This is a genomic window from Bacillus hominis (genome assembly GCF_030348325.1).
Classification (GTDB): domain Bacteria; phylum Bacillota; class Bacilli; order Bacillales; family Bacillaceae_G; genus Bacillus_A; species Bacillus_A hominis.
Window position 1 is genome coordinate 2,009,642 of record NZ_JAUCFS010000005.1, and the last position, 24,685, is coordinate 2,034,326.

A 24,685-nucleotide genomic window follows, 5' to 3' on the forward strand; every position below is an offset into this window, starting at 1 on the left:
AAAGTCACACTTTGCATAATAAAGAATTTGAAAGGTGGAAAAAAGATGATTAGCAATTTAAAAAGGGAAGCATTATCCTCATTGAAAGGCCGATGGGGATTAGGGGTAGGTTCAACGTTTATTAATTACCTCATTCCCGCAGCAAGTATGTATTTCATTGGTATAGTAGTATTTCTAATTTTTGGTTTGTTCATAGACGTTTTAGGACCTGAGAACCTTGTATATTATTCATATGGCGAACCTCAAATTAATTTTGGAGTTATTTTATCTCAAATTATTATATGGGCTATTATTTTTATTCTTTATATTGTTGTACAAAGTGTTATGAGTTACGGCTATTATACAATCACATTAGGTTTAGCGAAAAATGAATCTACCACAATTGGTGATTTATTTGCTGGTTTCAATTCAAATAATATATTTAGAGCTATGAAACTAGGTATCTTACAAACAATATTTATTAGCTTATGGAGTCTTTTGTTCATTGTTCCAGGTATTATTAAATTTTTCTCTTATTCTATGGCTTACTACATTATGTTAGAGGATCCAAAATGTACAGCAAGTGAAGCAATTAAAAAAAGTAAAGTGATGATGAAAGGACATAAGTTAGATTTATTTATCACTTGGTTAAGTTTCATTGGTTGGTTTATTTTAGGTTCATTGGTGGGAATATTTACACTAAATCTCCCATACCTTTGGATTTCTCCATATTATACTACTACAGTATCGCATTTCTACTTAAATCTAGTGGATAGAACTAATAATACAAAAGAAGTAACAGTTATCTAGGAAATGATGATTCTTTAGGTTGATGGCGATGTGGTACTAACCCAATTATATCAGTTACGAATCCCTGCACATTGTGTGGGGATTTTTTCATAAAAAAAACTCTTACCATTAGGTGTCCAAAAGTTTAGTATTTTAATTCTAAATTTTCACTTTTAGAAATCGAACCTATTGTGTATTCATCTCCGCCATAAAGTGAAAAAAGTTCTACTAATATTGAGTAGAACTTTTTTATGTTTATTTTCGATAGAAAAGCAGTTAGTTTCCGATCTAAAATCAAAATATAAGCAATTTTTTAAGTAAAAGAAAGCCTAGTATAGCTATCTGTGAGAAACAGAAGTAATTAAAAAGCTTATTAAAGTTTGTAAAAGTTCATCAAGGCAGTCTATACTTTCTTTTTCATACACATCATTTCTAGTAGCCATTCTATATAAGGTATCTAATAAGATGTGGGGAATGGATAAACATGAGATAGACTCCTCAGTCCTTCCTCTCAGAGAAGAGTATCTAACCTTAATATCACTATACAGATGACAAACTATTAAGATGTTAGGTAATCTCTATAGTGAAAAATACGAAAAGGCTATGGAGTCCGAGTTCGTTGGTGGCGGTACTGTTTTTTAGTGTGGATGTTAAGGGAAGCACTAAAGGAAGAGAACAAGTACAAGGAAATGGTTAAGAAGTATGGCAATATGTATCATTAATAACCTTGGGTAGCCTAGTAGGCTACCTCTTTTAGCTTTATCCCCAAAAAAGAAGACTAGGAGAATGTTTTTATCTCGGTGTCATCTATTTGTACATTTATTAGTATTGATTAAAATTGCTTACCTTGAGGAGACAGAGTCTTCGAGCTTTAAGAGTATAAAAAATATTCTTCTACCTAATTAAATTTTTGTGGTGAAATATTCTATATAAAAATTTAAAAGGGGAAAGGCTTATGGATTTAATAAAAATTACTCCAGAGCGTTTGGAGCAGTCTGCTAAGTTGGTACAAGATATAAGACAAACTTTAGACAATATGCACAAAGATCTTTATAATCAAACAGAATACATAGCGTCTCAGTGGACAGGTGCAACAAGTCAAGATTTTTATCAAATGTTTAATGAAGCTAAACCAAAGATTTTTGAAGTTAATAATCTATTGGATAAAATTTCAGAAGAACTCAAACATTCTGCTAAGAAATTCCGCGAAGCAGACCAAATGAATTATATGTTAGCAAAGGAAAAATCTCAAAATGATGTGGAGTATTTACAAGGAAAATCAGAATATAAAGAAGGAGACCGATTTGGTAAAACGCTAGAGGGAGCAGTGGTAGAAGCAAAGAATAGTGTAGGGACAAATGGGGAATTGACAATGAAAGCCTTATCTGGGAAAGTAGATGTAAATATTCCTTATTCCTTGGATGCTGCTAAAGATGATTTATTTGCAGGGAATATTATTGGTGCAAAGATAGAGGGGTCAGTTTTAGAGAACGAATATAATACAAAAGTTCCTATACTTACCCCTATGGGTTTTGAGATGAAGGATATTAAAATTACTCAAAAGTTTGGTGAAGGAAACTTTGCGTATGGTGTGGATGAATATACACTAAAAAATGCAGCGGAAGTTACTACTAATAAATATGAAGTAGAGATGGACCTTTTTCATATCCCAGAATTTATTCCTTTTATAGGTGATAAAGATGTAGTCGTAAAAGGTGAATTGGGTTTGGGGACACTTGGTTATGACTTTAAATTAGGAAAAGAAACGGGATTATATGTTGGAGATGGTTATGGATTAGGTGCTACCATTAAGTTTGAGGATTAAGAGAGGAGCATATTAATATGCAATCAATTAAGGCTGGAAAATATATTACATATGTTGCAATTGTTATATTACTTGTAGTTGCTATTACGTCTTCTTATGAATTACCTAAAAAGATTGGCTTTATTATAGGTGTTCTTATTTTAGGAGCATGTGCACTTGGTACTAATAAACTTTACGAACGGATGTATAGTAAATTTAAAAATAAATAATGTATAACATAAGAGGGGGATAAATAAATGAAACTTTTACCAATCGGAACAGTAGTGAAACTAGAAGGTGTAGAACCTGTCATTATGATAATTGGAAGAATGATTGTATCAGCAGATAAACGTGATTTTGATTATGTGGGTGTTCCTTACCCAGTAGGCTATCTAGGTGATGAAAAAGTATTGTGTTTTAATCATGATAAAATTGTAGAGGAAATGCATAGAGGGTATATGACTGAGAGTGAATTGGTTCTACGTGAGAAATTAGTAGAATTGTAAAAAGAAACGTAAATCTTAAAGATATGATAGGAGAAACAAAATGGGGAAGATAATGAGAATCATTGTAATCATTGGTATCCTTATTCCTCCAGCGTTGCTGTGGAGTGCACCTGATATTCCTCTAAATGTTAAACTTTTGTTTACAGGTTTACAACTAACTGTAGGATTCATCGCAGTAGTAGTGTTAGAGGTTATATTTAGAAATCGAAAAAAGAAGAGGGCAAAATAGATATAAATTGTATAGAATGGCAGATAAGAATATTGGTGGTTAATCTTCTCAATAAAAGAAACTAACAGAAGCAGGGAGAAATCCTTGCTTTATTTTTGTACAAAAATAACAAGTAGAATATTATTAAATTAGGATATTCGAGGGTAGAGGTTACAAAACCTTAAATTCTTTCATAGCAGACTTAAGTAGCATTTTCTTATCAGTCCTTTGTTAGTTTATAGAAACAAAAAAGAGGACTACTCCTGAGCCAGCTGATTGTCTATGAAAGGCAACAAGTGTTTTTGCTTTTGTAGTAATACTAAATAGAAAAAATCATAAATAAGAAAATCACCATTTTGATCTTTGTGAACAATGGGGTTTTTATAGTATGTTGCGAATTTTTTTAATAAACTTTCTTTTTAAAGGATACAGGGGATTTCTTTTTTCGTTTTTTTCTTTAGCTAAAACACTTAATAAAAGCGAGTTATCTATATAATTTACATCTTTGTCTAGTGCGGTTTGCATTCCAGATAACATCATATACACAGCTAATATAACGATAGTGAAAAATAAAACGGGGCCGAATGCTATCCAAGGTAAAACATTTAAAAACTGATGATTGTGGCCAAGTAAAACAAGTGTACCAGCAATGTTAAATGAAATGGCTTGAAACAGTGCTAAATGCAGTAATAAAACTAAAGTTTGTAGCATTTGTTGATTAATCCAAATGAAAATCTTTGGTGTAAGAAAGGGTTTTAAATGAATCTTACAAATGTGAAAAAACCCACCACCTAATGTTTTAGAACTTGTCACAAATTCATTTTGTAGTAATAAACGAATTTCATTGCTGAAAAGTTGTACTAAATTAGGTACACTAATAAAAATTAAAACCGAAAGCGTATAAGTAAGCCAAAGGTGTTTATCCTCTGGGGATACAAACAATACTGGTGATAATAAAAAAATTGCTAATAAGGTAGTGGGGACGTATTGGAATGTTTCAAATAAAATATCTAAAAATCGTACATATCGATAAAAGTATGCATGAAGAACACCGAGTATAAGTGAAAAGACGATACGGAAAAAGCTAATAATTACAGCATAAAAAATTGGTGTTTTTGCATCATATAGAGTCCAAACTAAAACATCATTTCCTTCTTTATCAACACCGAGAGGGTGAGAAAAAGAGGGCGGTGCTGGGGCAGTACTAGTTATTTTATCGTTGATATATTGATAAGCAGGAACAGGTTTGATTTTTCCTGCGTCTACTTTCTCTTTCGTAATAAAACTTGAAATAATAATAGCTACTAAAATAAAAAGACCGATTAAAAAGCGTATATTAAAAACTACCTTTTTAAGCATGTAAATCCCTTCTTCCTGGTAAAATGCGTTTTAATAGTTCAAAGGAGAGATAGAATGGAATTGTTAAAATTAATATACTTACCGTAATAATTTCAGGTGTTTGATGCATAATTAAAAATTTAAATAAGCCGTAGGAATTAAATAAATACTCCAGTACGATCATATTGGAAATCATAAATAAAAAAATAGATTTTGCATTATAAAAGATGGAGAGTAAGGCATTGATAAGCACGTGTTTATATAAAATGTAAAATGGTTTTAATCCTTTTGCGACCGCAACGTTTATATAATCTTTTTGCAGTTCATCGTTATAATTTAACAAGCAAATTTTGTATAAGTAAATAATCGGTAAAATACTCAGTGTTAATATCGGTAACAAATATGTTTTTTCTTGCATAGTAGAAAAAGGAACCGTAACGAGTATATTTGTATTTTTATAAATCCAAATGACAAATAACTGTACGCAGACGACAAAAAATAAGTCTGGCAATGATTCTAGTACGTGTAAAGTTTTAAGAATAAGAGATTGAATACGTTTAGGAAAGTAAAATGTAAGTATAGTAAAAATAGTAGAAAGAAGTACGGCGATAAGGAAGGCACAAATCATAACAGTTAATGTATGCGTATATGATTCTAGTAAATATGGAAAAAGATCACGGTCTGGCGACTGAGTGCCAGCATTGCTAATTCTATAAGTAATACTTGTAGGATGAAACAAAGAAGAAATAACATTTGATATCGAATCTAAATAGTTACTAAAATTAAATTGTAAAGTTGGTGTAGGTGGAATTGCTAGCGACTTTGCTGAATTTAGAGGTGTACCAAAAAACAATTGTGGCAAGGAACAAATTGCAATAATGCCAAGAATGATGAGAAATGAGCGGATAACAAAAAAACAACCGTTCTTAAATAGTGACATAACGTTTGAATCTCCTTTTATTTTCATTGTAAATATTTTCTATAAATCTATATGAAAATCCTTTTCGACAAAAAACTTAATCTATACCTTGACAGTTATAAATATAACCGATATACTTCATATTAATTTAAAAAGAAAATATATTCTAAATATTAAAATGCGTTGAATAGGAGTAGTAAGGTCATGTATTTGTACAGAGAGCTATGGGTTGGTGCGACATAGTCAAATGACATCCTGAACTCGCCTAGGAGCAGTAAGGTGGAACGGAATTACATTCTTAGTAAATCTTAACGGTTAACCTTCGATATTAGGTTTGTAATCAAACGATTACTACTAAGGTGGATTCATAATGGAATCAATAAGGGTGGTACCGCGTTAAGTAAATGGCTTAGCGTCTCTTTATTTAAAGAGATGCTAGGCCATTTTTTATTTTATAGAAAAAGAAATGGAGGGTTTATTTGGACTGGTTTATAAAATTTGATTATTTATATAAAAAGATTTAATTAGGAGGAAAATAAGATGAAACAGACGGAGCAATGGACTTCAAAATTAGGTTTTATAATGGCTGCGGCAGGATCAGCAATTGGACTAGGCGCAATATGGAATTTTCCTTATATCGCTGGAAAGAGCGGGGGAGGAGCATTCTTTTTAATCTTTATATTATTTACTGTATTAATTGGACTACCGCTACTAATAGCTGAATTTATGATTGGACGCAGTACACAGAAACAAGCAGTTGGAGCATTTAAAAGTATAGCGCCAAATACAGGATGGCACTGGATTGGACGTCTTGGTGTTGGAACTTGTTTTATATTACTTTCGTTTTATAGTGTTGTAGGTGGATGGGTATTAATTTATTTATTCAGAGGAGTAACTGGACAACTTATTACTCCAGGACAAAATTACGGTGCATTATTTACTGAAACAATTGGAAATCCTGTTTGGGCTATTACTGGACATTTCGTTTTTATGTTCATTACGATATGGGTTGTATCAAAAGGTGTACAAAATGGGATTGAAAAGGCAAGTAAATATATGTTACCGGCATTGTTCGTATTATTTGTCGCTCTTATTATTCGCTCATTAACACTTGATGATGCGATGAAAGGTGTGAAGTTTTTCTTACAACCAGATTTCTCAAAGATTACTTCAGAAAGTATTTTGTTCGCAATGGGCCAATCATTCTTTGCGATTAGTATCGGAATTTCGATTATGGTTACGTATAGTTCGTATTTAAATAAAAAAGAAAGTTTACCAAAATCAGCAGTTACAATTGTTGGATTGAATTTATTTGTTTCTTTATTCGCAGGTCTTGCTATATTTCCAGCAGTATTTTCACTAGGCATGGAGCCGACAGAAGGACCTGGACTACTATTTATCGTACTACCATCAGTATTTAGTCAAATTCCATTCGGCGGATTGTTCTTAACAGTATTTCTTGCGCTATTTACATTTGCCACGTTAACATCGGCATTTTCTCTACTAGAGACGGTCGTTTCAGCATTAGCAAATGGCGAGCAAGAAAGAAGAAATAAACTATCATGGATCATCGGTTTCTGCATTTTCCTAGTAGGTATACCATCTGCGTTATCATTTGGAGTATGGAGTGATATTACGATTTTTGGGAAGAATATTTTTGATGCGATAGACTTTTTATCTAGTAATATATTAATGCCACTTGGAGCACTATTTATTAGTATTTTCGTATCATTCAAAATGGAAAAGAAAGTGTTAGAAGCTGAATTTTTTGTAGGTGGAAATTACGGAAAGAAAGTATTTACTTGTTGGGCATTTTTACTTCGATTTATAGCACCCCTTGCAATAATTATCGTCTTTTTAAATGTAATAGGGATTATTTAAAATTAAATGTTATAATATTCAGTAAAAAAGAAGGTGATGATAATAAAAACGAATTTGATTGAATTTGGGAAATACATGAACATTAGAGGGAAAAAGCTATACGTTGAAACACATGGAAATCCTAAAAATAAACCAGTATTATATTTGCACGGCGGACCAGGAGAGAGCTGTTATGATTTTTCATTTCATCAAGCTGAACGATTAAAAGATTCATTATATATAATTATGTTAGACCAAAGAGGAGTTTGTCGATCAGAAGGAATTACTGAGGAAGAATCTTTTGGATTAAAAGATTTAGTTGAAGACTGTGAGGAACTAAGAAAATTATTACAAATTGAGAAATGGTCTGTGATTGGACATTCTTTCGGTGGATATTTAGCGTTATTATATGCGGCGGCATACCCAAATTCAATAGAAAGAATAGTATTTGAAGGGCCGACTTTCGATTTTGCATTAACAAGTAGAGCTTTATTACAAAAGACAGGGAGTTTATTAAAAAAGTATGGAAAAGAATTAGCGGCAAAAGAGTGCCTAGCTTATTCATCTAGTCATGCTAGTTCAGAAGAGTTGCTCGAAGCTTATATAAGATTAAGCGCTGAATTAGAAGAAAAAAGAATGGAGATTTACAATTATAAAGAAGATGAAACAGATGAGAGTTTATATAGTGACGAAGAGTGGGAAGTATTTTCAAATCGTTCCAAAATCCATTTTGATAGATTGAAGTCAGAAGGGGCGTGTCATACGTCATTATTATCAAAAATAAAAGATGTACAGAATCCAATGTTATTAATTGTAGGAAAACATGATGTAGTAACGTGTGAAAAGCAAATTGAAATATTCAATCGAGATTCTCTAAATGGAAAGCATATCATATTCGAAGAAAGTGGTCATACACCCCATTACGAGGTAGCAGATCGATTTGCTGAAACAGTCATTCATTTTTTGAAATAAAAAAAGGTGCTTCGTATAATTCGAAGCACCCTTTTTAAATTTTGGGATAAGTGATTGTAATGTTAGGCCATTTGCTTTGCCAATTTTTTTTCATAACTCTTTTTTTGTACATATGTATTCGTTCTTTCGTTTCAAGAAAATGAGATGTAGGTTTCACTTGTAATGAAAGTACATCTTCAATTCCGCATGGAGCTGTTAATATGACATTGTTTTGCTCGTCAAGCGTAACTCCTAAAGCGGTTGCTGTTTCAGGAAATTTAGAAATAGCATCAACAGAAGAAGAATAAGGTGGCATGTTATTCATTACATGCATACGAGCTTGATTCTTAACCGACCAAGGTATAAAAGAATCCATATTTGTCAGTTTCTTTTCTAATGATTGTTCGTATGCCTCATCTTTAAGAAAAGAATCAAAATAAATGACATCAACGTCTGGTGTAGTTGTTCTTACTTCGAAGTTATGTAAAGTATCCCAAATTTTAGAACGAACAAACCCGGCGCAAATCCACCAATCAGGTAGCCCTAGTGATTTTGCCATTTGTAATACGTTCATCATCCACGGATCATTTTGTATCAATTGGATAATATCTTGTTCGGTTTTAATAGTCATTTAATATTACACCTACTTTTTTTAGAGAGTGAATTAATGCATAAGCTCAATAATCCATAAAATCCAGTAAGCACCTGGTACAAATAAAAGTTGTGCGAGTAATGTGCCGAAAAGTCTAGAAATCATTAGCCAACCATACATTTTACTCATTGCTTCAGCACCCTTTTCTGATTGTAAAGCTCGTTCTGTTAAAAGAGCAATACGTGGATCGAGTAGCACTGTTAATAAAATAGTAGCAAAACCATTAACAAGGCCAGAAGCTGTACTTGCATTTGTTGCGTAATCTGGGTTTAAAAAGGAAGCGTAAAGGGCTGAAAGGACACCCGCTGTATAAATTGCAGTAGCAAACATGTTGATAAGCATAATACGTTTTGGGATACCACCGATCCTCATTCGATGAATCATTTCGAATTTTGGGAAGCGTACATATTTTTTTGTGTACTTTAATTTTTGAATGTTATTCGTCTTCATCATTCGAATGAATGAACCATCTGTTTCAAAGTTTTGAATGACATATCCAAATAGCTTTGTCAAAGTTGGATAAAGTATAATCGCGAGCAATGTACCGACAGAAGCAGATAATAGAACGAGCCGTATAATATGCTCTAAATTAATAGAAGAATCTAGCTTTGCTTCATCGACAATACCACCGATTAAAAAGGCTTGTAGTAAGTTAGATGTTCTTGAAATAAGCAGTACCATTCCTACGACGGATAAGGCAACGGCAATCTTTTTTAAACGTACACCAGCTAATCGAATACTATAAGAGCTAGTTTCAACTGCGTGGATAACAATTGTGAAAGCCATTATAAAAATTAATGTAATTGACATTTGATTCACCAGTTTCTATTAAATTAAGTATAACTTTTTCACTTTATCATATCTTTTGTGGTTTTGTAACTGAAAGTATAAGGGTTAGAAAATTAATTTTCTGAAAAGTTAAATGGTGATATTATAGTAAAGGTGTAAGTAGGAGAATGGCCTTAATGGAGTACATATAAAATCAGTGGGGGAATGAAATATGTATACAACATTTCTATTTGATTTAGATGGAACATTAACTGATCCGAAAGAAGGGATTATAAATTCAGTTTTGTACGCGTTAAAAAAAGTAGGAATTGAAGAATTACATGCAAACGAGTTAGACTCATTTATTGGTCCTCCTATTCAACAATCATTCGTAGAGAGATACAATATGAGTGAAGGAGAAGTGGAACGAGCTGTTTTTTATTTCCGGGAGTATTTAAAACAGCGTGGATTGTTTGAAAATAATGTATACGAGGGTATTCCAAACCTCTTACAACAATTAAAAAATACCGGGAATCGCTTGTTTGTAGCAACTTCAAAGCCTACTGTATTTGCGAAACAAGTACTAGATCATTTTCAATTAACGAATTATTTTGAAGATATTATTGGAAGTAATTTAGAGGGTACAAGAATAAAAAAAGAAGAAATCATTGCTCATATTTTACAGACAAATGAAGAGCTTAATAAAGAGGAAATTGTTATGATTGGAGATAGAAAGCACGATGTAATTGGTGCGAATCATAATGGAATTGCTTCAATTGGTATTTTATATGGCTATGGTAGTGAAACAGAATTGACTGAAGTTGGTGCGACTCATATAGTAAAGGATGTAAAAGAACTACATCATTTTTGTTTAGAAAATAGTTTGATAAAGAAGTAAATATAGAGACTGACAGTCCCTTTATAACGTATGATGATGAAATCGTTATTGTTTAAAGGGATTTTTCATATGTAATCGAATATGTATAATTAGACATTTTTAGCATAAAAAATTTGTAATAAATAGAGGAAGTTTGTCTGGATAGAATAGAGTTTGACATGATTGTAGAAGTTCGTCATTAAAAGATTGAATTTTCAGTTTAAAAGGAGGGTTATAATTGGAGCTAGTTATTATTTTATTAGCACTTAGTTTACTTATGTTTGTAGCATATAAAGGATTTTCTGTAATATTATTCGCACCGATTTTTGCATTATTTGCGGTATTTTTGACAGAGCCTAGTTTTGTATTACCTTTCTTTTCAAATATTTTCATGGAGAAAATGGTAGGATTTATTAAACTATATTTCCCTGTGTTTTTACTTGGAGCAATATTTGGGAAAGTAGTAGAAATGTCAGGAATCGCTGATTCCATCGCAAAGACGATTGTAGAGTTAGTTGGGGAAAAACGTACAATTTTAGCGATCGTTTTAATGGGGGCTATTTTAACGTATAGCGGCGTTAGTGTGTATGTAGTGGTATTTGCTATATTTCCATTTGCGGCTAAGTTGTTTCGTCAAGCGGATATTCCAAAGCGTTTAATCCCTGGAACAATTGTTCTTGGAGCAGTAACATTTACAATGGATGCGCTTCCTGGATCACCACAAATTCAAAATGTAATACCTACAACTTTTTTTAAAACTGATATTTACGCAGCGCCGATACTTGGTATTTTAGGAGCAATCTTTGTTCTAACGTTAGGTTTACTTTATTTAGAGAGTAGGCGTAAGAAGGCAAAAGCAGCAGGAGAAGGGTATTTTGGTTTTAACGATGGGAATTCTGAAATGGCAGCATCTTTGCAATTAGAACAAAAAGATATGCCGATATTAAGCAGTATTGAAATTACAAGAGTACAGCAAGTAATTGCGTTTGTACCACTTGTTTTAGTAGGTGTAATGAATAAAGTTTTCACAATCATGATACCAAAGTGGTATCCAAATGGTTTTGATTTCTCAGCTATTGGTATGAAAGCATTTGGAAAAGTAGAATTAAGTGCGGTAGTTGGAATTTGGTCTGTAGAATTGGCACTTATTATTGGGATTTTATCAACGCTTTTATTATATTGGAAACGAGTAGTAACTGGATTTCAAGCTGGATTGAATACAAGTATTGGTGGAGCGCTACTTGCAACAATGAATACAGGCGCGGAGTTTGGATTTGGTGGTGTTATTGCAGCACTTCCAGGCTTTGCAATTATGAGAGATAGCATCTCTGCAACTTTCACGAATCCATTAGTAAATGGGGCAGTAACAACGAATATTTTGGCTGGAATTACAGGGTCAGCATCAGGAGGAATGGGAATTGTTTTAAGTGCGATGGGAGATAAATTTATTGCAGCGGCCAATCAATATGATATTCCGTTAGAAGTTATGCACCGCATTGTATCAATGGCGTCAGGTGGAATGGATACATTACCACATAATGGTGCAATTATTACAATATTGACGGTAACGGGATTAACACATAAGCAATCATATAAAGATATTTTTGCTATTACAATTTTGAAAACGGTCGCTGTATTTGCAGTCATCGCGTTCTATACTTTAACAGGAATTTATTAAAAATAGATACTAGATGAACTAAAAAGATTTATCAAATCTATATTTCATATAATAAAATATTAATTAAGGTAAGAAGGGGTGGAATACTTGCAAGAAGTTGCTGAGTTTCGTATGCCGAAGTCTGTATTATATGGAAGAAATTCGCTTGAAAAACTGGGGGAACAATCAAAGAAATTTGGGAAAAGAGCTTTTATAGTTACTGATACAATTATGGAGAAATTAGGGTATGTTGAAAGGTGCATAAAACAGCTAAATAAGAAAGGTATTACTGTTATTACATATAATAAAGTGAATGCTGAGCCTACAAATATACACGTATTAGAAGCGTTAACTATTTGTAAAGAAGGAAAGTGTGATTTTATTATCGGTATTGGTGGTGGAAGTTGTATTGATGCTGCGAAAGCAGTAGCAGTATTATATACTAATGGTGGAGAAATTGAATATTACGTTCAAAGGGATTTCGAAATAGAAAATGATCCACTACCACTTATTGCAATTCCAACAACTTCTGGTACTGGGTCAGAAGTAACAAGTGTAGCAGTAATTACGAATAAAAAAACAGACGTAAAAATGATGATGAAGCATCCTAGTTTTATACCACAAGTAGCAATTATAGACCCAATTTTAACATGTTCGGTACCACCCGATATTACGGCAGCGACAGGAATAGATGCATTATGCCATGCAATAGAAGCATATATTTCTAAAGTTTCACAACCCCTTACAGATGTCCTTGCTCTTTCAGCTATTGAAAGCATTATGAAATATTTACGTATTGTATATGAAGATGGAGATAATATGGAAGCAAGAGAAGCGATGATGATTGCTTCATTACAAGCGGGGATTGCTTTTTCAAATGCATCTGTTACATTAGTTCATGGTATGTCCCGTCCAGTGGGAGCATTATTCCATGTACCACACGGAATATCGAATGCAATACTATTACCTACAGTTTTAGAGTTTACAAAAATGAGTGCAGTAAAAAGGTTAGCGGAAGTAGGACGTAGCTTAAACAAAGATTTGTATTCTTATTCTGATGAAGAAGTAGCGAATTATACAATTGCTGAAATTAAGAAACTTTGCTTTGATCTTTGTATTCCTAATTTAAAAGAATACGGAATTGATGAAGTTGAATTTGAAAATGCTATTTCTAAAATGGCAAAAGATGCTATTGCAAGTGGTAGCCCAGGAAATAATCCACGAGTACCTTCTTATGATGAAATCAAACAGTTGTATCGAGAATGTTTTAATTATCATTATGAATCTCTTTCCGAAAAATCTAATAGATAATTTCTGAAAATTCAATAAAAAATTTCCTTGGAAATGAAATAGAGTATAAATCAATAATGAAGTGGGATTCTGGGGTCTGGGCTGGGGTAGAAACAAGACTTTGTATTTGTTATAAAGTCTTGTTTAATTCTGTAAAAAATATACAATAATTTATTATTATTATGTCCGTAAAATAATATGGAAGAGGGGTTTAATTGTGAAAACGATAGGACTTATAGGTGGTATGAGTTGGGAATCAACTTCGGAATATTATCGAATTCTAAATGAAGAAATAAAAAGTAGATTAGGAGGATTACACTCAGCAAAATGTATGATTAATAGCGTTGACTTTGAAGAGATTGAACGATTCCAGTCTAACGGAGATTGGAATGGAGCAGGAGAAGTATTAGGGAATGCGGCATATTCATTGCAGATGGGAGGAGCAGACTTTATAATCATTTGCACAAATACAATGCACAAGGTAGTTGACAAAATAAAGGAAAATATTAATATTCCAGTCTTGCATATTGCTGATGCAACTGCAAAAGAAATTAAAAGAAAAGGTATTCAAACGGTGGGACTACTTGGAACAAAATACACAATGGAGCAAGATTTCTATAAGTCACGTATAGTAGAGAATGATATCAAAGTAATAGTACCATCAGAAAAAAATAGAGAAAAGATAAATGAAGTAATATATACAGAATTATGTTTAGGAGAAATAACACCTCAATCAAGAGAGTATTATAAAAGGGTCATAGAAAAGTTAGTACAAGAAGGGGCGCAGGGAATAATTTTAGGTTGCACAGAAATAGGGTTATTAATAAAGCAAGAGGACGTATCAGTTCCGATATTTGATACAACGCATATACATGCAATTGAAGCAGTAAATTTCGCTTTAGAAAGTAGATTATAATCATATTATGCAAACTTAGTTCGTGTATCTGGAAAACATTCAGAAAATATCTTATAATGTAAGTGGTTACATTCGAGGGGGAATGCGGATGTTTTCAGTTCAACCAATCGCATTTGTACATAATGAAAGAAGGGAAATTGCGGATGATGAGTGGGGAGAAGTAAGATCACTTATTACTTTAAGCGAGTCGTTTACAGAGGAAAGTATACACGGGGTCGAAGAGTTTTCTCATATTGAAGTTATTTTCTATTTTCATAAAGTAACAGATGAACAAATTCAGTATTCTGCTAGACACCCTAGAAATAATAGTAATTATCCGAAGGTAGGGATTTTTGCGCAGCGTGGAAAAAATCGTCCGAACCGACTAGGAGCGACAATTGTTAAAGTGATAAGAAGAGCTGGAAAAACAATTGTTGTTGAAGGATTAGACGCAATCGATGGCACGCCTATTTTAGATATAAAGCCTGTTATGAAAGAATTTATACCGAGAGAAGAAATAAAGCAGCCTGAATGGGCAACAGATATTATGAAACAGTATTGGAAGGGGAACGGAGAAAAATGAGAATATATGAAGCAACAATTGCAGATTTAGATGGACTAGCATCTGTTTTTAATAACTATCGCGTATTTTACCGACAAGAGTCGAATGTAGAAGAAGCAAAAGTGTTTTTACGTAATCGGATCGAAAGAAAAGAGTCAGTCATTTTTGTGGCCGTTGAGGACGGAGAATATATTGGTTTCACACAATTATATCCATCATTCTCATCTATTTCGATGAAAGAATTATGGATATTAAATGACTTATTTGTACAAGCGAAGAAACGCGGAGTAGGAACAGGGAAAAAGTTGTTGGAAGCTGCTAAAGCATTCGCATTAGAAAATGGTGCAAAAGGTTTAAAACTCCAAACAGAAATTGATAATTTATCAGCACAGCGATTATATGCTGAAAATGGATATTTGAGAGATAATCGTTATTTCCATTATGAATTAACTTTTTGAAATATATATAGTTAAATGAGACGTTTTCAAAGTGAAGACGTCTCATTTAATTTTTTATTGATGATTTAAAATCCAATTTGCAGCGTCTTCAAAGTTTTCTGCAATGTAATTCGGCTCAATATGTGCCCATTTATCTCGGTACGTATGTAAAGCATCATGACCAGCGCCAGTTTGAACTAATATTGTTGTTGCATTTACTTTTGCACCAGCAACAATATCAGTCCAGCGATCACCAATTACAGCACATTTTGTTAAATCAAGCCCATGTTTTTCCGCTGCTTGCAGGAGCATACCTGCGCTCGGTTTGCGGCATTCACAGCCATCACCATGTTTATGAGGACAAAGGTAAATATCATCAAAACCAAACTCTTTTAATTCTTCCGCAAAATCATTCACTGTCGCTTTTCCATCCGCGATACCTGGTTGATTCGTAAAAGAGAAAAGTTTTATATTTTGAGCTTTTAATGTTTGTAAAGCTCCTTTCGTAAAAGGAAATAATGTGAAAGAACCTGGATAATGTATTGTAGTATCACCACCAATTGTTCCGTCACGATCAATGAATATTGCTTCAATGTTTGTCATAGTTATAGTCCTTTCTTTGTACCAGTAGTTTAAAAATGTTTTACAAATCAATACCCATTTATTTCATAGCCAAGGGGTGTGCTTCTTTTTGGTGCATTCCACTAACAAGCCAAGTACCAATACAGTTATGCTCTTTTGCTAATTGTTCTGCGTAAGCCATTAACACTTGTCCAATACCTTTACGACGTATTGTAGAATCAACATTAATAATTGAAATCTCTCCATAACGAGTTACATCTTCTGAATTATCACGTATGCGAAATTCTAGTAATCCCAAAATAGTAGTCTCTTCTTCATATACATATAAAAAATCAAAAGGACTCATTTTTACGAATTGTAGACGCTTGTTCATATCTTCATTAGAGATAGAGGACCCTTTTAATTCTTTTGTAAGAGAACAAAGTGAATCTATATCATCTATAGTCGCTTCACGAATTTGAAATGACATATAATCAAACATTAAATATTCTGTTAAAATATGTTTTTTCCTGCTTTAAAAAGAAATCTTTCAGAACTATATTAAGAGAAAATATGTTATCATTTCCCTTGATTGTATTGTAAATGGAAAGAAGGGAAATGTATGCTAGAGGTGAATATCCGCTCAGCCGGATATGAAATTGGTGAAAAGACAGTTCATGATATTGCATTTTTAATTGAAAAAGGAGAGTTAGTTGCTCTTATTGGCGCAAATGGCGCAGGAAAAAGTACGACAATTAAAACGATACTCGGTTTGCTTGTCAATATGGATGGTGAAATCTCGTTTGGTGAAAAGAACAATCCATATGCATATGTACCGGAGCATCCCACTTATTATGATTATTTAACTTTATGGGAGCATATTGAATTATTAATGGCGGCTCGTGGAAATGAAGTGGGAAATTGGGAGGACAAAGCAAGGGAATTATTACATACGTTTCGAATGGAAAAACATATACACGAATACATATCAAAGTTTTCAAAAGGTATGAAACAAAAATCGATGCTTATACTCGCGTTTTTAACGGAGCCGGATTTCTATATTATTGATGAGCCTTTTATCGGCTTAGATCCAGTAGCTACGAAAGAATTTTTGAACTACTTATATAAAGAAAAAGAGCGAGGAGCTGGAATTTTACTTTGTACGCACGTACTAGATACAGCTGAAAGAATTTGTGAAAGATTTTTACTCATTTCGCAAGGTACGTTAGTAGCAGATGGACATTTAGAGGCGATACAATCGTTAGCAAAAATGCCAGGAAGCACACTTTTAGATTGTTTCGATGCAATTGTAAGGCGGGAACAGCATGATTAAACAACAGTTTGATAAAAGATTGCGCCATGAACTTGAGCGGAAATGGAAGTCCATACGTTCGATAACAGATTGGACAGTTGCTATATATATTATTATTCCAGCGCTTATATTTATAGGAATCTATTATCGTTCTCTATGGATCAACGAATTATCGATGGAAGAGACGATTTATTTCGGATTAGGGTTATTTGTATTTTATCTTGTAACATATTCGAGAGGAGTTCGCTCATTTTTTGAACAAGCGGATAGTTTATTTTTAATTTCGTATCCGACTCATATGCGGAAATTAATCCAGTATGGCATGATATATACATGTATTCGAATAGCGATAACGAATGTAATGGTAGTGGTTGTTATGTTGCCGGTGTTGATGAAAAGTATTGGAGCGACAACGGTACAAATTGTATTATTTTGGGTATTATTTACTGTATTTCGATTTATGCTATCGTTGTTGACGAGATTCATAAATGTACGTGTGGGGAAACGATGGGTTTTATGGATTATAAAAAATGTCCTATTTTCTTTCGGATTAACCTTCTTTGGAATAAGTACATTTTTCATTTATAAAAATCCATTGTATTCCATATTATTTATCGGTCTAGCAGCTTTATTTACTATAGTCTTAGTAAAAGAAAAGATGAATTATAAAAATTATTTTTTTAAAGAAGTTGAGAAAGAAAAAGAAGAAAGTATGCGCTGGACTGTAGGTATTATGCAAGTTGGTGGTCATGCTGCGAAGCCGAGTAGTTCAAATAAAAAACCGTGGATGTTCCCTCGTTCTAAAAATATATTAGGAAAAAAATCTGATTCGCGTATTGTAGAATCTTTTTTGAAAGAATTTTTGCGTACAAGTAGCGCTTTAACGTTTTATGTGCAAATTGTTTTAATTAGTACTGTAAGTATTATCATGACTCCGCAGTGGATAACAGCTATTATTCTTGTGTTTGCTTTAGTTGCTATTTCTCATTATGCACGTGATTATTGGAATGAATTCACGAAGAAAATGTTTCTTCATTTATATTGTGACGAAGGAAAATTACTATTATTAAGATGGAAGGCGGATCGTTATTTGCTCCTCCCAGCCGTATTCATATACGGGACAGTCATCCTTTCTCAGTTTTATATATTGCCAGCAATAATTATTGGGGTTATTTTTATAGTATTCATTGGTTGGATTGTATTTTTACCATAGAAAAAGAGCCGGAAATGGCTCTTTTTCTAGTCTGTAACACACTGATAAATAAAATATACTAAAACGAGTATGCTTGCGGCGGAGTATATGACATCTAAAGTCATCTGATCGCCTCCTCATTGATGTTGTATATATAGTGTATGAAATCTTACAATTTCATATTCAAGTGAAAAATATGTGAACGTTAACAAATTTGTAAAGTGCAAAAATTACAATCATTTTGTATAATAGAAGAAACAACCGTTATATAAAAATATAATGAGTGAAAGGGGAGGGAACATAAATGCCAAATTGGTTTAGAAAAACCTTAGTCGCATTAATTACTGTATTTACGTTTGGTTTAGTGACGCCTCCTTCCATATTACTTGATAATGCCAAAGCTGCGGACAAGCCTACGAGCACAGCTGGGCAACAAAATTTGGAGAGTACGTCCTATACATATGAAGAAACAAATGATAGGTTAACCACCGATACTTTTGTTAACTATGCGATGCAAGAAGCAGAGAAGCAATCTATGCAAAAATTCGGCTCTAAAATTGGGCCTGTAATTGAAGATGAATTTAAAGATGTTGTATTACCTAAAATTGAAGAGGCAATCGCGGAACTTGCCAATGATGTGCCAGAAGAATCGTTACAATCATTAGCAATCTCCCAAAGACCAGCTGGCGGAAATAATGAAAAGATTTTTCATGTTTATGACACGAAATCAGGAAATGACTTACTGCGATTTCATGTGAGGAGAGATCATCCACCGCAAGATGGATATTATTTTAATTTCCACTATCATCGTTTTGATGATGGATACTCAGGACACCATGAGTTAGGAAATATTTATTGGAATACGAATGTACCACCGAAATGGTTGTCTTAATGAAGAACAAGAGAAAGTCTTGTTCTTTTTTTATGTTTATGAAAGGGTAAGACATTTATGTTGTTGAATGACATAGGTTTAGGAAAAAAAGCAAAGGGAGTATGGGAATGCAAAAATACATTGTTTTTGACTTTGACGTCTACTTTATAATATAAAAAGGGGGTGAATTATTGAAAATCAGGAAAGGCAAATATGAAGAAATAAAATTACGCGATAGAATTCCAGGAATGGTTGAATATATAGAGGATACAATGTTGCCTACTGGTTTTCACTACTATATTCCTCCTCACTGGCATAGAAGTATTGAAATTAGCCTAGTCGTATATGGAGAAGTTTTCTTGTATGTGAATGGGCAAAAAAAGAAAGTATCCGCTGGCGAATTTATTTTTGTAAATAGTGGCGATGTTCATGAATTCGAAAAAGTTGAAAATACAAGTTGTGCAGTAATGATGTTAATTATTTCTTACGAATTTCTTAAAGAGGTAAATGAAGATTTTGATAAATATAGATTCACTATAAAGGAATCAGTTGTTCAGAAAACTAATCTCCAGCAAATATTTTATGAATTAAAGGAGTTAGTCACAAATTCTGATGATTTCAGTTACATAAAAATTAATAGTTTAATTTATGAAATTGTTTATATTCTATTGCGATATTGCAAAGATGGAGAGAATATAGACAATAATTATCAACTTGGAAATAAACAGAAAGAAATGATTACATATATTTATAAACATTACGATGAAGAACTTAAATTGAAAGATGTAGCTAAACATTTTTTTGTAAGTGAAGAACATTTTTCACGTATGTTCAAAAAATCGTTCGGATCAAATTTCACCACTTTTTTAACGAGATACAGGCTCTATAAAGCTTATGAAGATATTATTAAAAGTACAAATTCTATACAAGATATAGCAGTAAAACACGGGTTTCCAAATGTAAAATCATTTATTTCACAATTTAAGGTAAAATATGGATATACACCATTACAGTACAGAAAAAATATCACATCAAAAAATGACAATAATCGAATCAAATATGAACAACAATAAAAACACGTTCCATGGTACATTTTGTACATGGGACGTATTTTTATTTAGTAAATGGGAAGTTATATAATCCCGAATAATGAAAGCGCTTGAATTTAGAGGGGAGAACTATTAGATGACTAGAAAATATGACTTAGACTTATTAGAAAAAATTCAAGAAAAACAAGAAACTATCAACGTACAGGGGGCAAAAGTCTTAGTAAAAAACATACCGGATTGCGATGAAAAAGGAGCGATGGATCCACGCCTTTATAAGGATACGAAGGTTCAAATGAATATAATGAGGTTTATGCCTAAAAATATGATGAAAATGGATGCTTCTGAAAAGTCGGTAAAGAATATGCGAAAACAATTTAATGGAATTAAAAGTATTCCAATTGTCACTAAAGACATAAATATTACGCATAAAACAGTGAAAGCGGAAGATGGATATGATATTCCGATAAGAATTTATAACAGTGTTTCTAAACAAGAGAATGCGCCAGTTTTATACTTTATTCATGGTGGTGGATTTTTGGCAGGTTCACCAGATGTAGTAGAAGAACTTGTGAAATTGATAGTGGAAAAAACAGATATACTAGCTGTTTCAGTGGATTATCGATTAGCTCCAGAAAATCCTTTTCCAACTGGGCATACAGATTGTTACACTACTTTAAAGTGGATTTATGAGAACGCTGGCACATTAGGCGGGGATAAGAATAATATCTTTGTGGCAGGTGATAGTGCAGGAGGGAACTTAACACAGTATTGTACAACTAAAGATATGGAAGCTGGTAGGAAGTACGTGAAGGGACAGTTGCTTCTGTATCCCACAATTAACATGTGTGACTATGAAGATGAATTTTATTCTTGGAGTATAGATAAATATGAAATTGCTCCTAAGTATAAAAAAGGATTAGAAAAAATGCTTAATATTATGCATTCAATGGTTGGAGGTATGTCAGAAGTACTTGGTACGAAAGAAATTAATTCTAAGTATTTAAGTCCATATGTTGATGTATCCCCAGACTATCCAAGTACATTTATTACGGTAGGAGAGCATGATTTTTTAATGATAGAATGTTTAGCATATGCAGCTAAATTGACTAAAAAAGGAGTTGATACTGAAACAGTTCTTTATCGTGGTTTAGGGCACGCTTATGGAGATAACGTAGGTGTCTATCCTCAAAGTGAAGACTTAGCAATTGAGATGGGGAATTTTATATTAAAACATAGTGGAAAGTAGGGGGAAATGATGAAAAATAAAAAAGTGATATTAATTGCGATTGTCCCTATTTTACTATGTATCTTTGCATTTACAGACTTACAAATATCACATAGTCAATAATAATGATGTTCTTCCGCATTCATTGAATCGGTGATAAGGAAGTTTTGTTCTTTGAGGGAATATATAATAATTAATGCATGGCTTGTTCATTAAGCTATTTTGATAAATAAATTAGCATTTAGGTTATCCTCATTTCATTTGTTAAATTCAATAATAGGAGTATAGGTTACAGGGTGGATTTCTAATTCTAAAATAATAGAGGGAAGCTCAATCTTCCCTCTATTAAATTAACTATTTAATTTTTGTAAATGTAAGAGGTTGAGTACTTAACATTGCAGGTACATGTAATTGAAGATTCGGGAATTCACCATTTACATTCATATCATAAGCGAATAAAAGCCCCATTTTTATTTGGAATAAACAAATTGATGCTGAGAAGATGTCGTAATGATGGTGCTGTAGTTTAATTTCCATATCCATGAATTGTACATGTAAGGAGTCATCTTGTTTGTATACTTTCAGTCTTCCATAAGCAGGATGCTCAAAAGTTCCAGTATAGTCATCTAATGTATGAGAAGGAGTAGTCTCTTTTATTGCTTCAGGAAGTGATTCAGTTGCCTCTTTCATCATTTCTTTCATTTTTTCGCTATCTTCTACAGCACGTTCATGCCAGTCGATAAATTCTAGTCCGAGAAGTTCGTCGTAAATATGTTTTGTAATATAAGTAGGAAGTAAAGTTTGTCCGGAATTTGTTAGCACGATAATACCAATGTTTTCATTTGGCATGAATGATGCAAGTGCAGAGAATCCATCAATATTACCGCCGTGATGAATCAGTTTATAACCGCGATAAGCGCTAATAAACCAACCGAGCCCATAGCTATTTAATGGAGAATCACTTGTTGATAACATTGGCTGATCCGGGATTGGAGTATGCGGTGTATACATGTCTTGGAGTAATTCAGTAGAAATCAAATCATGATTTTCTCTTTTTCCTTCGTTTAAATGAAGCAGAACCCATTTTGCCATATCTTCAATGGTAGAGTTAATACATCCGGCAGCTCCAACTGTATCGATATTTCGGAATGGGATTTCTTTCATTTCACCATTTTCTTCAGCGTAAGGTAATGCATAATCATCTGTATTTTGTGAGTCTGTAACAGAGAAGTTTGTATGCCTCATATTTAATGGTTCTAAAATATGTTCTGTAACGTATTGCTCCCACGTTTGATTCGTAATGTTTTCCACAATATAACTAATTGTTGCATACATTAAGTTGTTGTATAAAAATGCTGTGCGGAACGGTGCATCAAGTGATAAATGTTTTATTTTTTCTACGATATCTTTTCGAGATAAGGAAGAGCTGTACCAAAGAGCATCGTGACGACTTACCCCAGTACGATGAGAAGCTAAATCTCGTCCTGTAACTTGCGAGTTAGCGAGCATATCGGATAAAGAGAAGTTAGGTACGTAAGTTTGGACAGGAGTATCCCAATTAAACTTTTTTTGCTGTGCTAATAAGCTTAATGAAAGCGTACCGAATGCTTTCGTCGCAGAACCGATTGCGAATCGTGTCTGCGGAGTAACAGCCTCTTTTTTCTCTATGTTACGATAGCCGAAACCTTCTGAAATAATGACCTCACCATCTTTTATAACAGCTACAGCAGCGCCAGGAACGTGTAAATCTTTCATCATCTCTTCAACCTTATGTTGTAACGTACTTAAAACAGGAGTTTTGATTTTAGACATGCTTTCAACCTCCAAATATAAATTTTATGTTCCGCACTATACTTTCTGTAATAGAAAAGTGAAAACCTTTTTTAATATTGAAAGTTAATAATTTTGTAAGAAATATTGAAAGAATTTTTATTAATTCGGATTATTAAATTCGCTGTTTTTCATGTTATGATAAATCTCATATAAGATTGAAAGAAGGTTTTCCTACATATGAAACATGCTGAATATGAATACTTAAATTTATGCCGTCATGTAATGGAGCACGGTACGAAGAAAGAAGATCGTACGGGGACAGGTACTGTATCTGTATTTGGATACCAAATGCGTTTCGATCTAAGTAAAGGATTTCCTTTATTAACGACAAAGAGAGTCCCATTTCGCCTAGTAGCAAGTGAACTGCTTTGGTTTATGAAAGGTGATACAAATATTCGTTATTTATTGCAACATAATAATAATATTTGGAATGAATGGGCGTTTAAGAGCTGGGTAGAAAGTGACGAGTATAATGGTCCTGATATGACAGATTTCGGTCTTCGCTCTCAACAAAATGAGGAATTTAAGAAGCAATACGATGAGCAAATGGAATTGTTTAAAAAGAATGTTCTAGAAGATGATGATTTTTCGAATAAATATGGTTATTTAGGAGACGTATACGGAAAGCAGTGGCGTGCTTGGAAAACGACAGCTGGTGAAACACTTGATCAACTAAAAGATGTAATTGACATGATTAAAAAAACGCCAGATTCACGTCGCCTAATCGTTTCTGCTTGGAATCCTGAAGATGTACCAAGTATGGCATTACCGCCTTGTCATACGCTATTCCAGTTTTATGTAGCGGATGGAAAGCTTTCTTGTCAGTTATATCAAAGAAGTGGAGATATATTCCTTGGAATTCCATTTAACATTGCAAGTTACTCATTGCTAACACATTTAATTGCACACGAATGTGGTCTTGAAGTAGGAGAGTTTGTTCATACAATTGGTGATGCACATATTTATACAAATCATTTTGAACAAGTAGAAAAGCAGTTGGCACGTGAACCACGTCCGTTCCCTAAACTTACATTAAATCCAGATGTGAAATCTGTGTTTGATTTTGAAATGGACGATTTAACGATTGAAGGATATGATCCACATCCAGCAATTAAAGCACCAGTTGCAGTGTAATTGTAGAGGAGATGAA

25 protein-coding genes, 2 pseudogenes and 1 other annotated feature are annotated in these 24,685 nt (G+C 33.1%); of the genes and pseudogenes, 20 read left to right on the plus strand and 7 right to left on the minus strand.

From position 1 onward, the window contains the following. The first annotated feature begins 45 nt into the window (after positions 1-45). From QUF93_RS12755 to QUF93_RS12775, 5 genes are all read left to right on the plus strand, one after another. Positions 46-789 (plus strand): DUF975 family protein, encoded by a 744-nt coding sequence (locus QUF93_RS12755; protein WP_289359009.1) that lies wholly within the window; start codon positions 46-48, stop codon positions 787-789. 934 nt (positions 790-1,723) lie between these two features. Beyond that, positions 1,724-2,593 carry a WXG100 family type VII secretion target gene (locus tag QUF93_RS12760; protein WP_289359010.1) on the plus strand — a complete coding sequence of 290 codons (870 nt, stop codon included), beginning with the start codon at positions 1,724-1,726 and terminating at the stop codon, positions 2,591-2,593. A 17-nt stretch (positions 2,594-2,610) separates the two neighbouring features. Beyond that, positions 2,611-2,802: a hypothetical protein gene (locus QUF93_RS12765; RefSeq protein WP_002202176.1), complete on the plus strand. Its 192-nt coding sequence runs from the start codon at positions 2,611-2,613 to the stop codon at positions 2,800-2,802. Positions 2,803-2,829: 27 nt separating this feature from the next. Further along, positions 2,830-3,078: a DUF4176 domain-containing protein gene (locus QUF93_RS12770; protein WP_000771628.1), complete on the plus strand. Its 249-nt coding sequence runs from the start codon at positions 2,830-2,832 to the stop codon at positions 3,076-3,078. A 40-nt stretch (positions 3,079-3,118) separates the two neighbouring features. After that, positions 3,119-3,307 carry a hypothetical protein gene (locus QUF93_RS12775; protein WP_000516413.1) on the plus strand — a complete coding sequence of 63 codons (189 nt, stop codon included), beginning with the start codon at positions 3,119-3,121 and terminating at the stop codon, positions 3,305-3,307. A 360-nt stretch (positions 3,308-3,667) separates the two neighbouring features. On the opposite strand, the gene QUF93_RS12780 is transcribed toward QUF93_RS12775, so the two are convergent. Together QUF93_RS12780 and QUF93_RS12785 are read right to left on the minus strand one after the other, a co-directional pair. Then, a complete protein-coding gene (locus QUF93_RS12780; protein WP_002118915.1) occupies positions 3,668-4,645 on the minus strand; it encodes an ABC transporter permease subunit in 978 nt (325 codons plus the stop codon). Next, a complete protein-coding gene (locus tag QUF93_RS12785) occupies positions 4,638-5,564 on the minus strand; it encodes an ABC transporter permease subunit (protein WP_289359011.1) in 927 nt (308 codons plus the stop codon). Before QUF93_RS12785 ends, QUF93_RS12780 begins: the two co-directional genes overlap by 8 nt. Positions 5,565-5,717: 153 nt before the next feature. After that, positions 5,718-5,966: a binding site (T-box leader), on the plus strand. Positions 5,967-6,083: 117 nt separating this feature from the next. Between QUF93_RS12785 and QUF93_RS12790 the strand changes: the two genes are divergently transcribed. Together QUF93_RS12790 and QUF93_RS12795 are read left to right on the plus strand one after the other, a co-directional pair. Then, a complete protein-coding gene (locus QUF93_RS12790; protein ID WP_289375340.1) occupies positions 6,084-7,424 on the plus strand; it encodes a sodium-dependent transporter in 1,341 nt (446 codons plus the stop codon). 36 nt (positions 7,425-7,460) lie between these two features. Beyond that, a complete protein-coding gene (locus QUF93_RS12795) occupies positions 7,461-8,375 on the plus strand; it encodes an alpha/beta fold hydrolase (RefSeq protein WP_289359013.1) in 915 nt (304 codons plus the stop codon). Positions 8,376-8,409: 34 nt separating this feature from the next. Here QUF93_RS12795 and QUF93_RS12800 read toward each other — a convergent pair whose 3' ends face one another. Beyond that, positions 8,410-8,985, minus strand: coding sequence for a nucleotidyltransferase family protein (locus QUF93_RS12800; protein WP_289359014.1), 576 nt, complete (start codon positions 8,983-8,985; stop codon positions 8,410-8,412). Between the two features lie 33 nt (positions 8,986-9,018). Then, on the minus strand, positions 9,019-9,816 hold the full coding sequence (locus QUF93_RS12805; RefSeq protein ID WP_289359015.1) for a lipid II flippase Amj family protein: 798 nt from the start codon (positions 9,814-9,816) through the stop codon (positions 9,019-9,021). A gap of 190 nt (positions 9,817-10,006) precedes the next feature. On the opposite strand from QUF93_RS12805, the gene QUF93_RS12810 reads away from it, so the two are divergent. The 6 genes from QUF93_RS12810 (at position 10,007) to QUF93_RS12835 (ending at position 15,513) form a co-directional block, all read left to right on the plus strand. Beyond that, positions 10,007-10,672 carry an HAD family hydrolase gene (locus tag QUF93_RS12810; RefSeq protein WP_128279888.1) on the plus strand — a complete coding sequence of 222 codons (666 nt, stop codon included), beginning with the start codon at positions 10,007-10,009 and terminating at the stop codon, positions 10,670-10,672. Positions 10,673-10,889: 217 nt separating this feature from the next. Continuing rightward, positions 10,890-12,329 (plus strand): GntP family permease, encoded by a 1,440-nt coding sequence (locus tag QUF93_RS12815; RefSeq protein ID WP_289359016.1) that lies wholly within the window; start codon positions 10,890-10,892, stop codon positions 12,327-12,329. An 87-nt stretch (positions 12,330-12,416) separates the two neighbouring features. Continuing rightward, a complete protein-coding gene (locus QUF93_RS12820) occupies positions 12,417-13,619 on the plus strand; it encodes an iron-containing alcohol dehydrogenase (RefSeq protein WP_002118938.1) in 1,203 nt (400 codons plus the stop codon). A 196-nt stretch (positions 13,620-13,815) separates the two neighbouring features. Then, positions 13,816-14,514 carry an aspartate/glutamate racemase family protein gene (locus QUF93_RS12825; protein WP_289359017.1) on the plus strand — a complete coding sequence of 233 codons (699 nt, stop codon included), beginning with the start codon at positions 13,816-13,818 and terminating at the stop codon, positions 14,512-14,514. A gap of 88 nt (positions 14,515-14,602) precedes the next feature. Further along, a complete protein-coding gene (locus QUF93_RS12830) occupies positions 14,603-15,076 on the plus strand; it encodes an SAM-dependent methyltransferase (RefSeq protein WP_289359018.1) in 474 nt (157 codons plus the stop codon). Further along, positions 15,073-15,513, plus strand: a complete 441-nt coding sequence (locus tag QUF93_RS12835; protein ID WP_088058557.1) for a GNAT family N-acetyltransferase — start codon at positions 15,073-15,075, stop codon at positions 15,511-15,513. The genes QUF93_RS12830 and QUF93_RS12835 overlap by 4 nt, the downstream gene beginning before the upstream one ends. A gap of 54 nt (positions 15,514-15,567) precedes the next feature. Here the strand turns inward: QUF93_RS12835 and QUF93_RS12840 are convergent, their stop codons facing one another. Further along, entirely contained in the window at positions 15,568-16,095 is a 528-nt protein-coding gene (locus QUF93_RS12840) for an HAD-IIIA family hydrolase (protein WP_289359019.1), read from the minus strand. A 47-nt stretch (positions 16,096-16,142) separates the two neighbouring features. Next, positions 16,143-16,543, minus strand: a pseudogene (locus QUF93_RS12845) (GNAT family N-acetyltransferase). A 132-nt stretch (positions 16,544-16,675) separates the two neighbouring features. Here QUF93_RS12845 and QUF93_RS12850 point away from each other — a divergent pair. From QUF93_RS12850 to QUF93_RS29030, 6 genes and pseudogenes are all read left to right on the plus strand, one after another. Next, on the plus strand, positions 16,676-17,386 hold the full coding sequence (locus QUF93_RS12850; protein ID WP_289359020.1) for an ABC transporter ATP-binding protein: 711 nt from the start codon (positions 16,676-16,678) through the stop codon (positions 17,384-17,386). Further along, the gene (locus tag QUF93_RS12855) at positions 17,379-18,578 is read left to right on the plus strand and encodes an ABC transporter permease (protein ID WP_289359021.1); all 1,200 of its coding nucleotides are present in this window, start codon (positions 17,379-17,381) and stop codon (positions 18,576-18,578) included. The genes QUF93_RS12850 and QUF93_RS12855 overlap by 8 nt, the downstream gene beginning before the upstream one ends. Before the next feature lie 283 nt (positions 18,579-18,861). Further along, entirely contained in the window at positions 18,862-19,449 is a 588-nt protein-coding gene (locus QUF93_RS12860) for a YpjP family protein (protein WP_002031682.1), read from the plus strand. A 170-nt stretch (positions 19,450-19,619) separates the two neighbouring features. Continuing rightward, positions 19,620-20,501 carry an AraC family transcriptional regulator gene (locus QUF93_RS12865; RefSeq protein ID WP_289359022.1) on the plus strand — a complete coding sequence of 294 codons (882 nt, stop codon included), beginning with the start codon at positions 19,620-19,622 and terminating at the stop codon, positions 20,499-20,501. Positions 20,502-20,613: 112 nt separating this feature from the next. Beyond that, on the plus strand, positions 20,614-21,723 hold the full coding sequence (locus tag QUF93_RS12870; RefSeq protein WP_289359023.1) for an alpha/beta hydrolase: 1,110 nt from the start codon (positions 20,614-20,616) through the stop codon (positions 21,721-21,723). 9 nt (positions 21,724-21,732) lie between these two features. Then, positions 21,733-21,819: pseudogene (locus tag QUF93_RS29030) on the plus strand (phosphatase PAP2 family protein); the annotation flags it as partial. A 237-nt stretch (positions 21,820-22,056) separates the two neighbouring features. On the opposite strand, the gene QUF93_RS12875 reads toward QUF93_RS29030, so the two are convergent. Beyond that, positions 22,057-23,514, minus strand: a complete 1,458-nt coding sequence (locus QUF93_RS12875) for a serine hydrolase (RefSeq protein WP_289359024.1) — start codon at positions 23,512-23,514, stop codon at positions 22,057-22,059. Positions 23,515-23,712: 198 nt separating this feature from the next. Here QUF93_RS12875 and QUF93_RS12880 point away from each other — a divergent pair, with 198 nt between their 5' ends. Then, entirely contained in the window at positions 23,713-24,669 is a 957-nt protein-coding gene (locus tag QUF93_RS12880) for a thymidylate synthase (protein ID WP_289359025.1), read from the plus strand. Positions 24,670-24,685: the final 16 nt, after the last annotated feature.

What these genes read in the sequence shown, in the direction of transcription:
- QUF93_RS12805 (WP_289359015.1), bottom strand. Translation starts at nt 9,816, where the DNA reads ATGTCAATTACATTAATTTTTATAATGGCTTTCACAATTGTTATCCAC.
- QUF93_RS12875 (WP_289359024.1), bottom strand. Translation starts at nt 23,514, where the DNA reads ATGTCTAAAATCAAAACTCCTGTTTTAAGTACGTTACAACATAAGGTT.
- QUF93_RS12765 (WP_002202176.1), top strand. Translation starts at nt 2,611, where the DNA reads ATGCAATCAATTAAGGCTGGAAAATATATTACATATGTTGCAATTGTT.
- QUF93_RS12880 (WP_289359025.1), top strand. Translation starts at nt 23,713, where the DNA reads ATGAAACATGCTGAATATGAATACTTAAATTTATGCCGTCATGTAATG.
- QUF93_RS12870 (WP_289359023.1), top strand. Translation starts at nt 20,614, where the DNA reads ATGACTAGAAAATATGACTTAGACTTATTAGAAAAAATTCAAGAAAAA.
- QUF93_RS12790 (WP_289375340.1), top strand. Translation starts at nt 6,084, where the DNA reads ATGAAACAGACGGAGCAATGGACTTCAAAATTAGGTTTTATAATGGCT.
- QUF93_RS12810 (WP_128279888.1), top strand. Translation starts at nt 10,007, where the DNA reads ATGTATACAACATTTCTATTTGATTTAGATGGAACATTAACTGATCCG.
- QUF93_RS12775 (WP_000516413.1), top strand. Translation starts at nt 3,119, where the DNA reads ATGGGGAAGATAATGAGAATCATTGTAATCATTGGTATCCTTATTCCT.
- QUF93_RS12760 (WP_289359010.1), top strand. Translation starts at nt 1,724, where the DNA reads ATGGATTTAATAAAAATTACTCCAGAGCGTTTGGAGCAGTCTGCTAAG.
- QUF93_RS12800 (WP_289359014.1), bottom strand. Translation starts at nt 8,985, where the DNA reads ATGACTATTAAAACCGAACAAGATATTATCCAATTGATACAAAATGAT.
- QUF93_RS12840 (WP_289359019.1), bottom strand. Translation starts at nt 16,095, where the DNA reads ATGACAAACATTGAAGCAATATTCATTGATCGTGACGGAACAATTGGT.
- QUF93_RS12795 (WP_289359013.1), top strand. Translation starts at nt 7,461, where the DNA reads ATGATAATAAAAACGAATTTGATTGAATTTGGGAAATACATGAACATT.
- QUF93_RS12850 (WP_289359020.1), top strand. Translation starts at nt 16,676, where the DNA reads ATGCTAGAGGTGAATATCCGCTCAGCCGGATATGAAATTGGTGAAAAG.
- QUF93_RS12860 (WP_002031682.1), top strand. Translation starts at nt 18,862, where the DNA reads ATGCCAAATTGGTTTAGAAAAACCTTAGTCGCATTAATTACTGTATTT.
- QUF93_RS12770 (WP_000771628.1), top strand. Translation starts at nt 2,830, where the DNA reads ATGAAACTTTTACCAATCGGAACAGTAGTGAAACTAGAAGGTGTAGAA.
- QUF93_RS12785 (WP_289359011.1), bottom strand. Translation starts at nt 5,564, where the DNA reads ATGTCACTATTTAAGAACGGTTGTTTTTTTGTTATCCGCTCATTTCTC.
- QUF93_RS12835 (WP_088058557.1), top strand. Translation starts at nt 15,073, where the DNA reads ATGAGAATATATGAAGCAACAATTGCAGATTTAGATGGACTAGCATCT.
- QUF93_RS12755 (WP_289359009.1), top strand. Translation starts at nt 46, where the DNA reads ATGATTAGCAATTTAAAAAGGGAAGCATTATCCTCATTGAAAGGCCGA.
- QUF93_RS12780 (WP_002118915.1), bottom strand. Translation starts at nt 4,645, where the DNA reads ATGCTTAAAAAGGTAGTTTTTAATATACGCTTTTTAATCGGTCTTTTT.
- QUF93_RS12830 (WP_289359018.1), top strand. Translation starts at nt 14,603, where the DNA reads ATGTTTTCAGTTCAACCAATCGCATTTGTACATAATGAAAGAAGGGAA.
- QUF93_RS12855 (WP_289359021.1), top strand. Translation starts at nt 17,379, where the DNA reads ATGATTAAACAACAGTTTGATAAAAGATTGCGCCATGAACTTGAGCGG.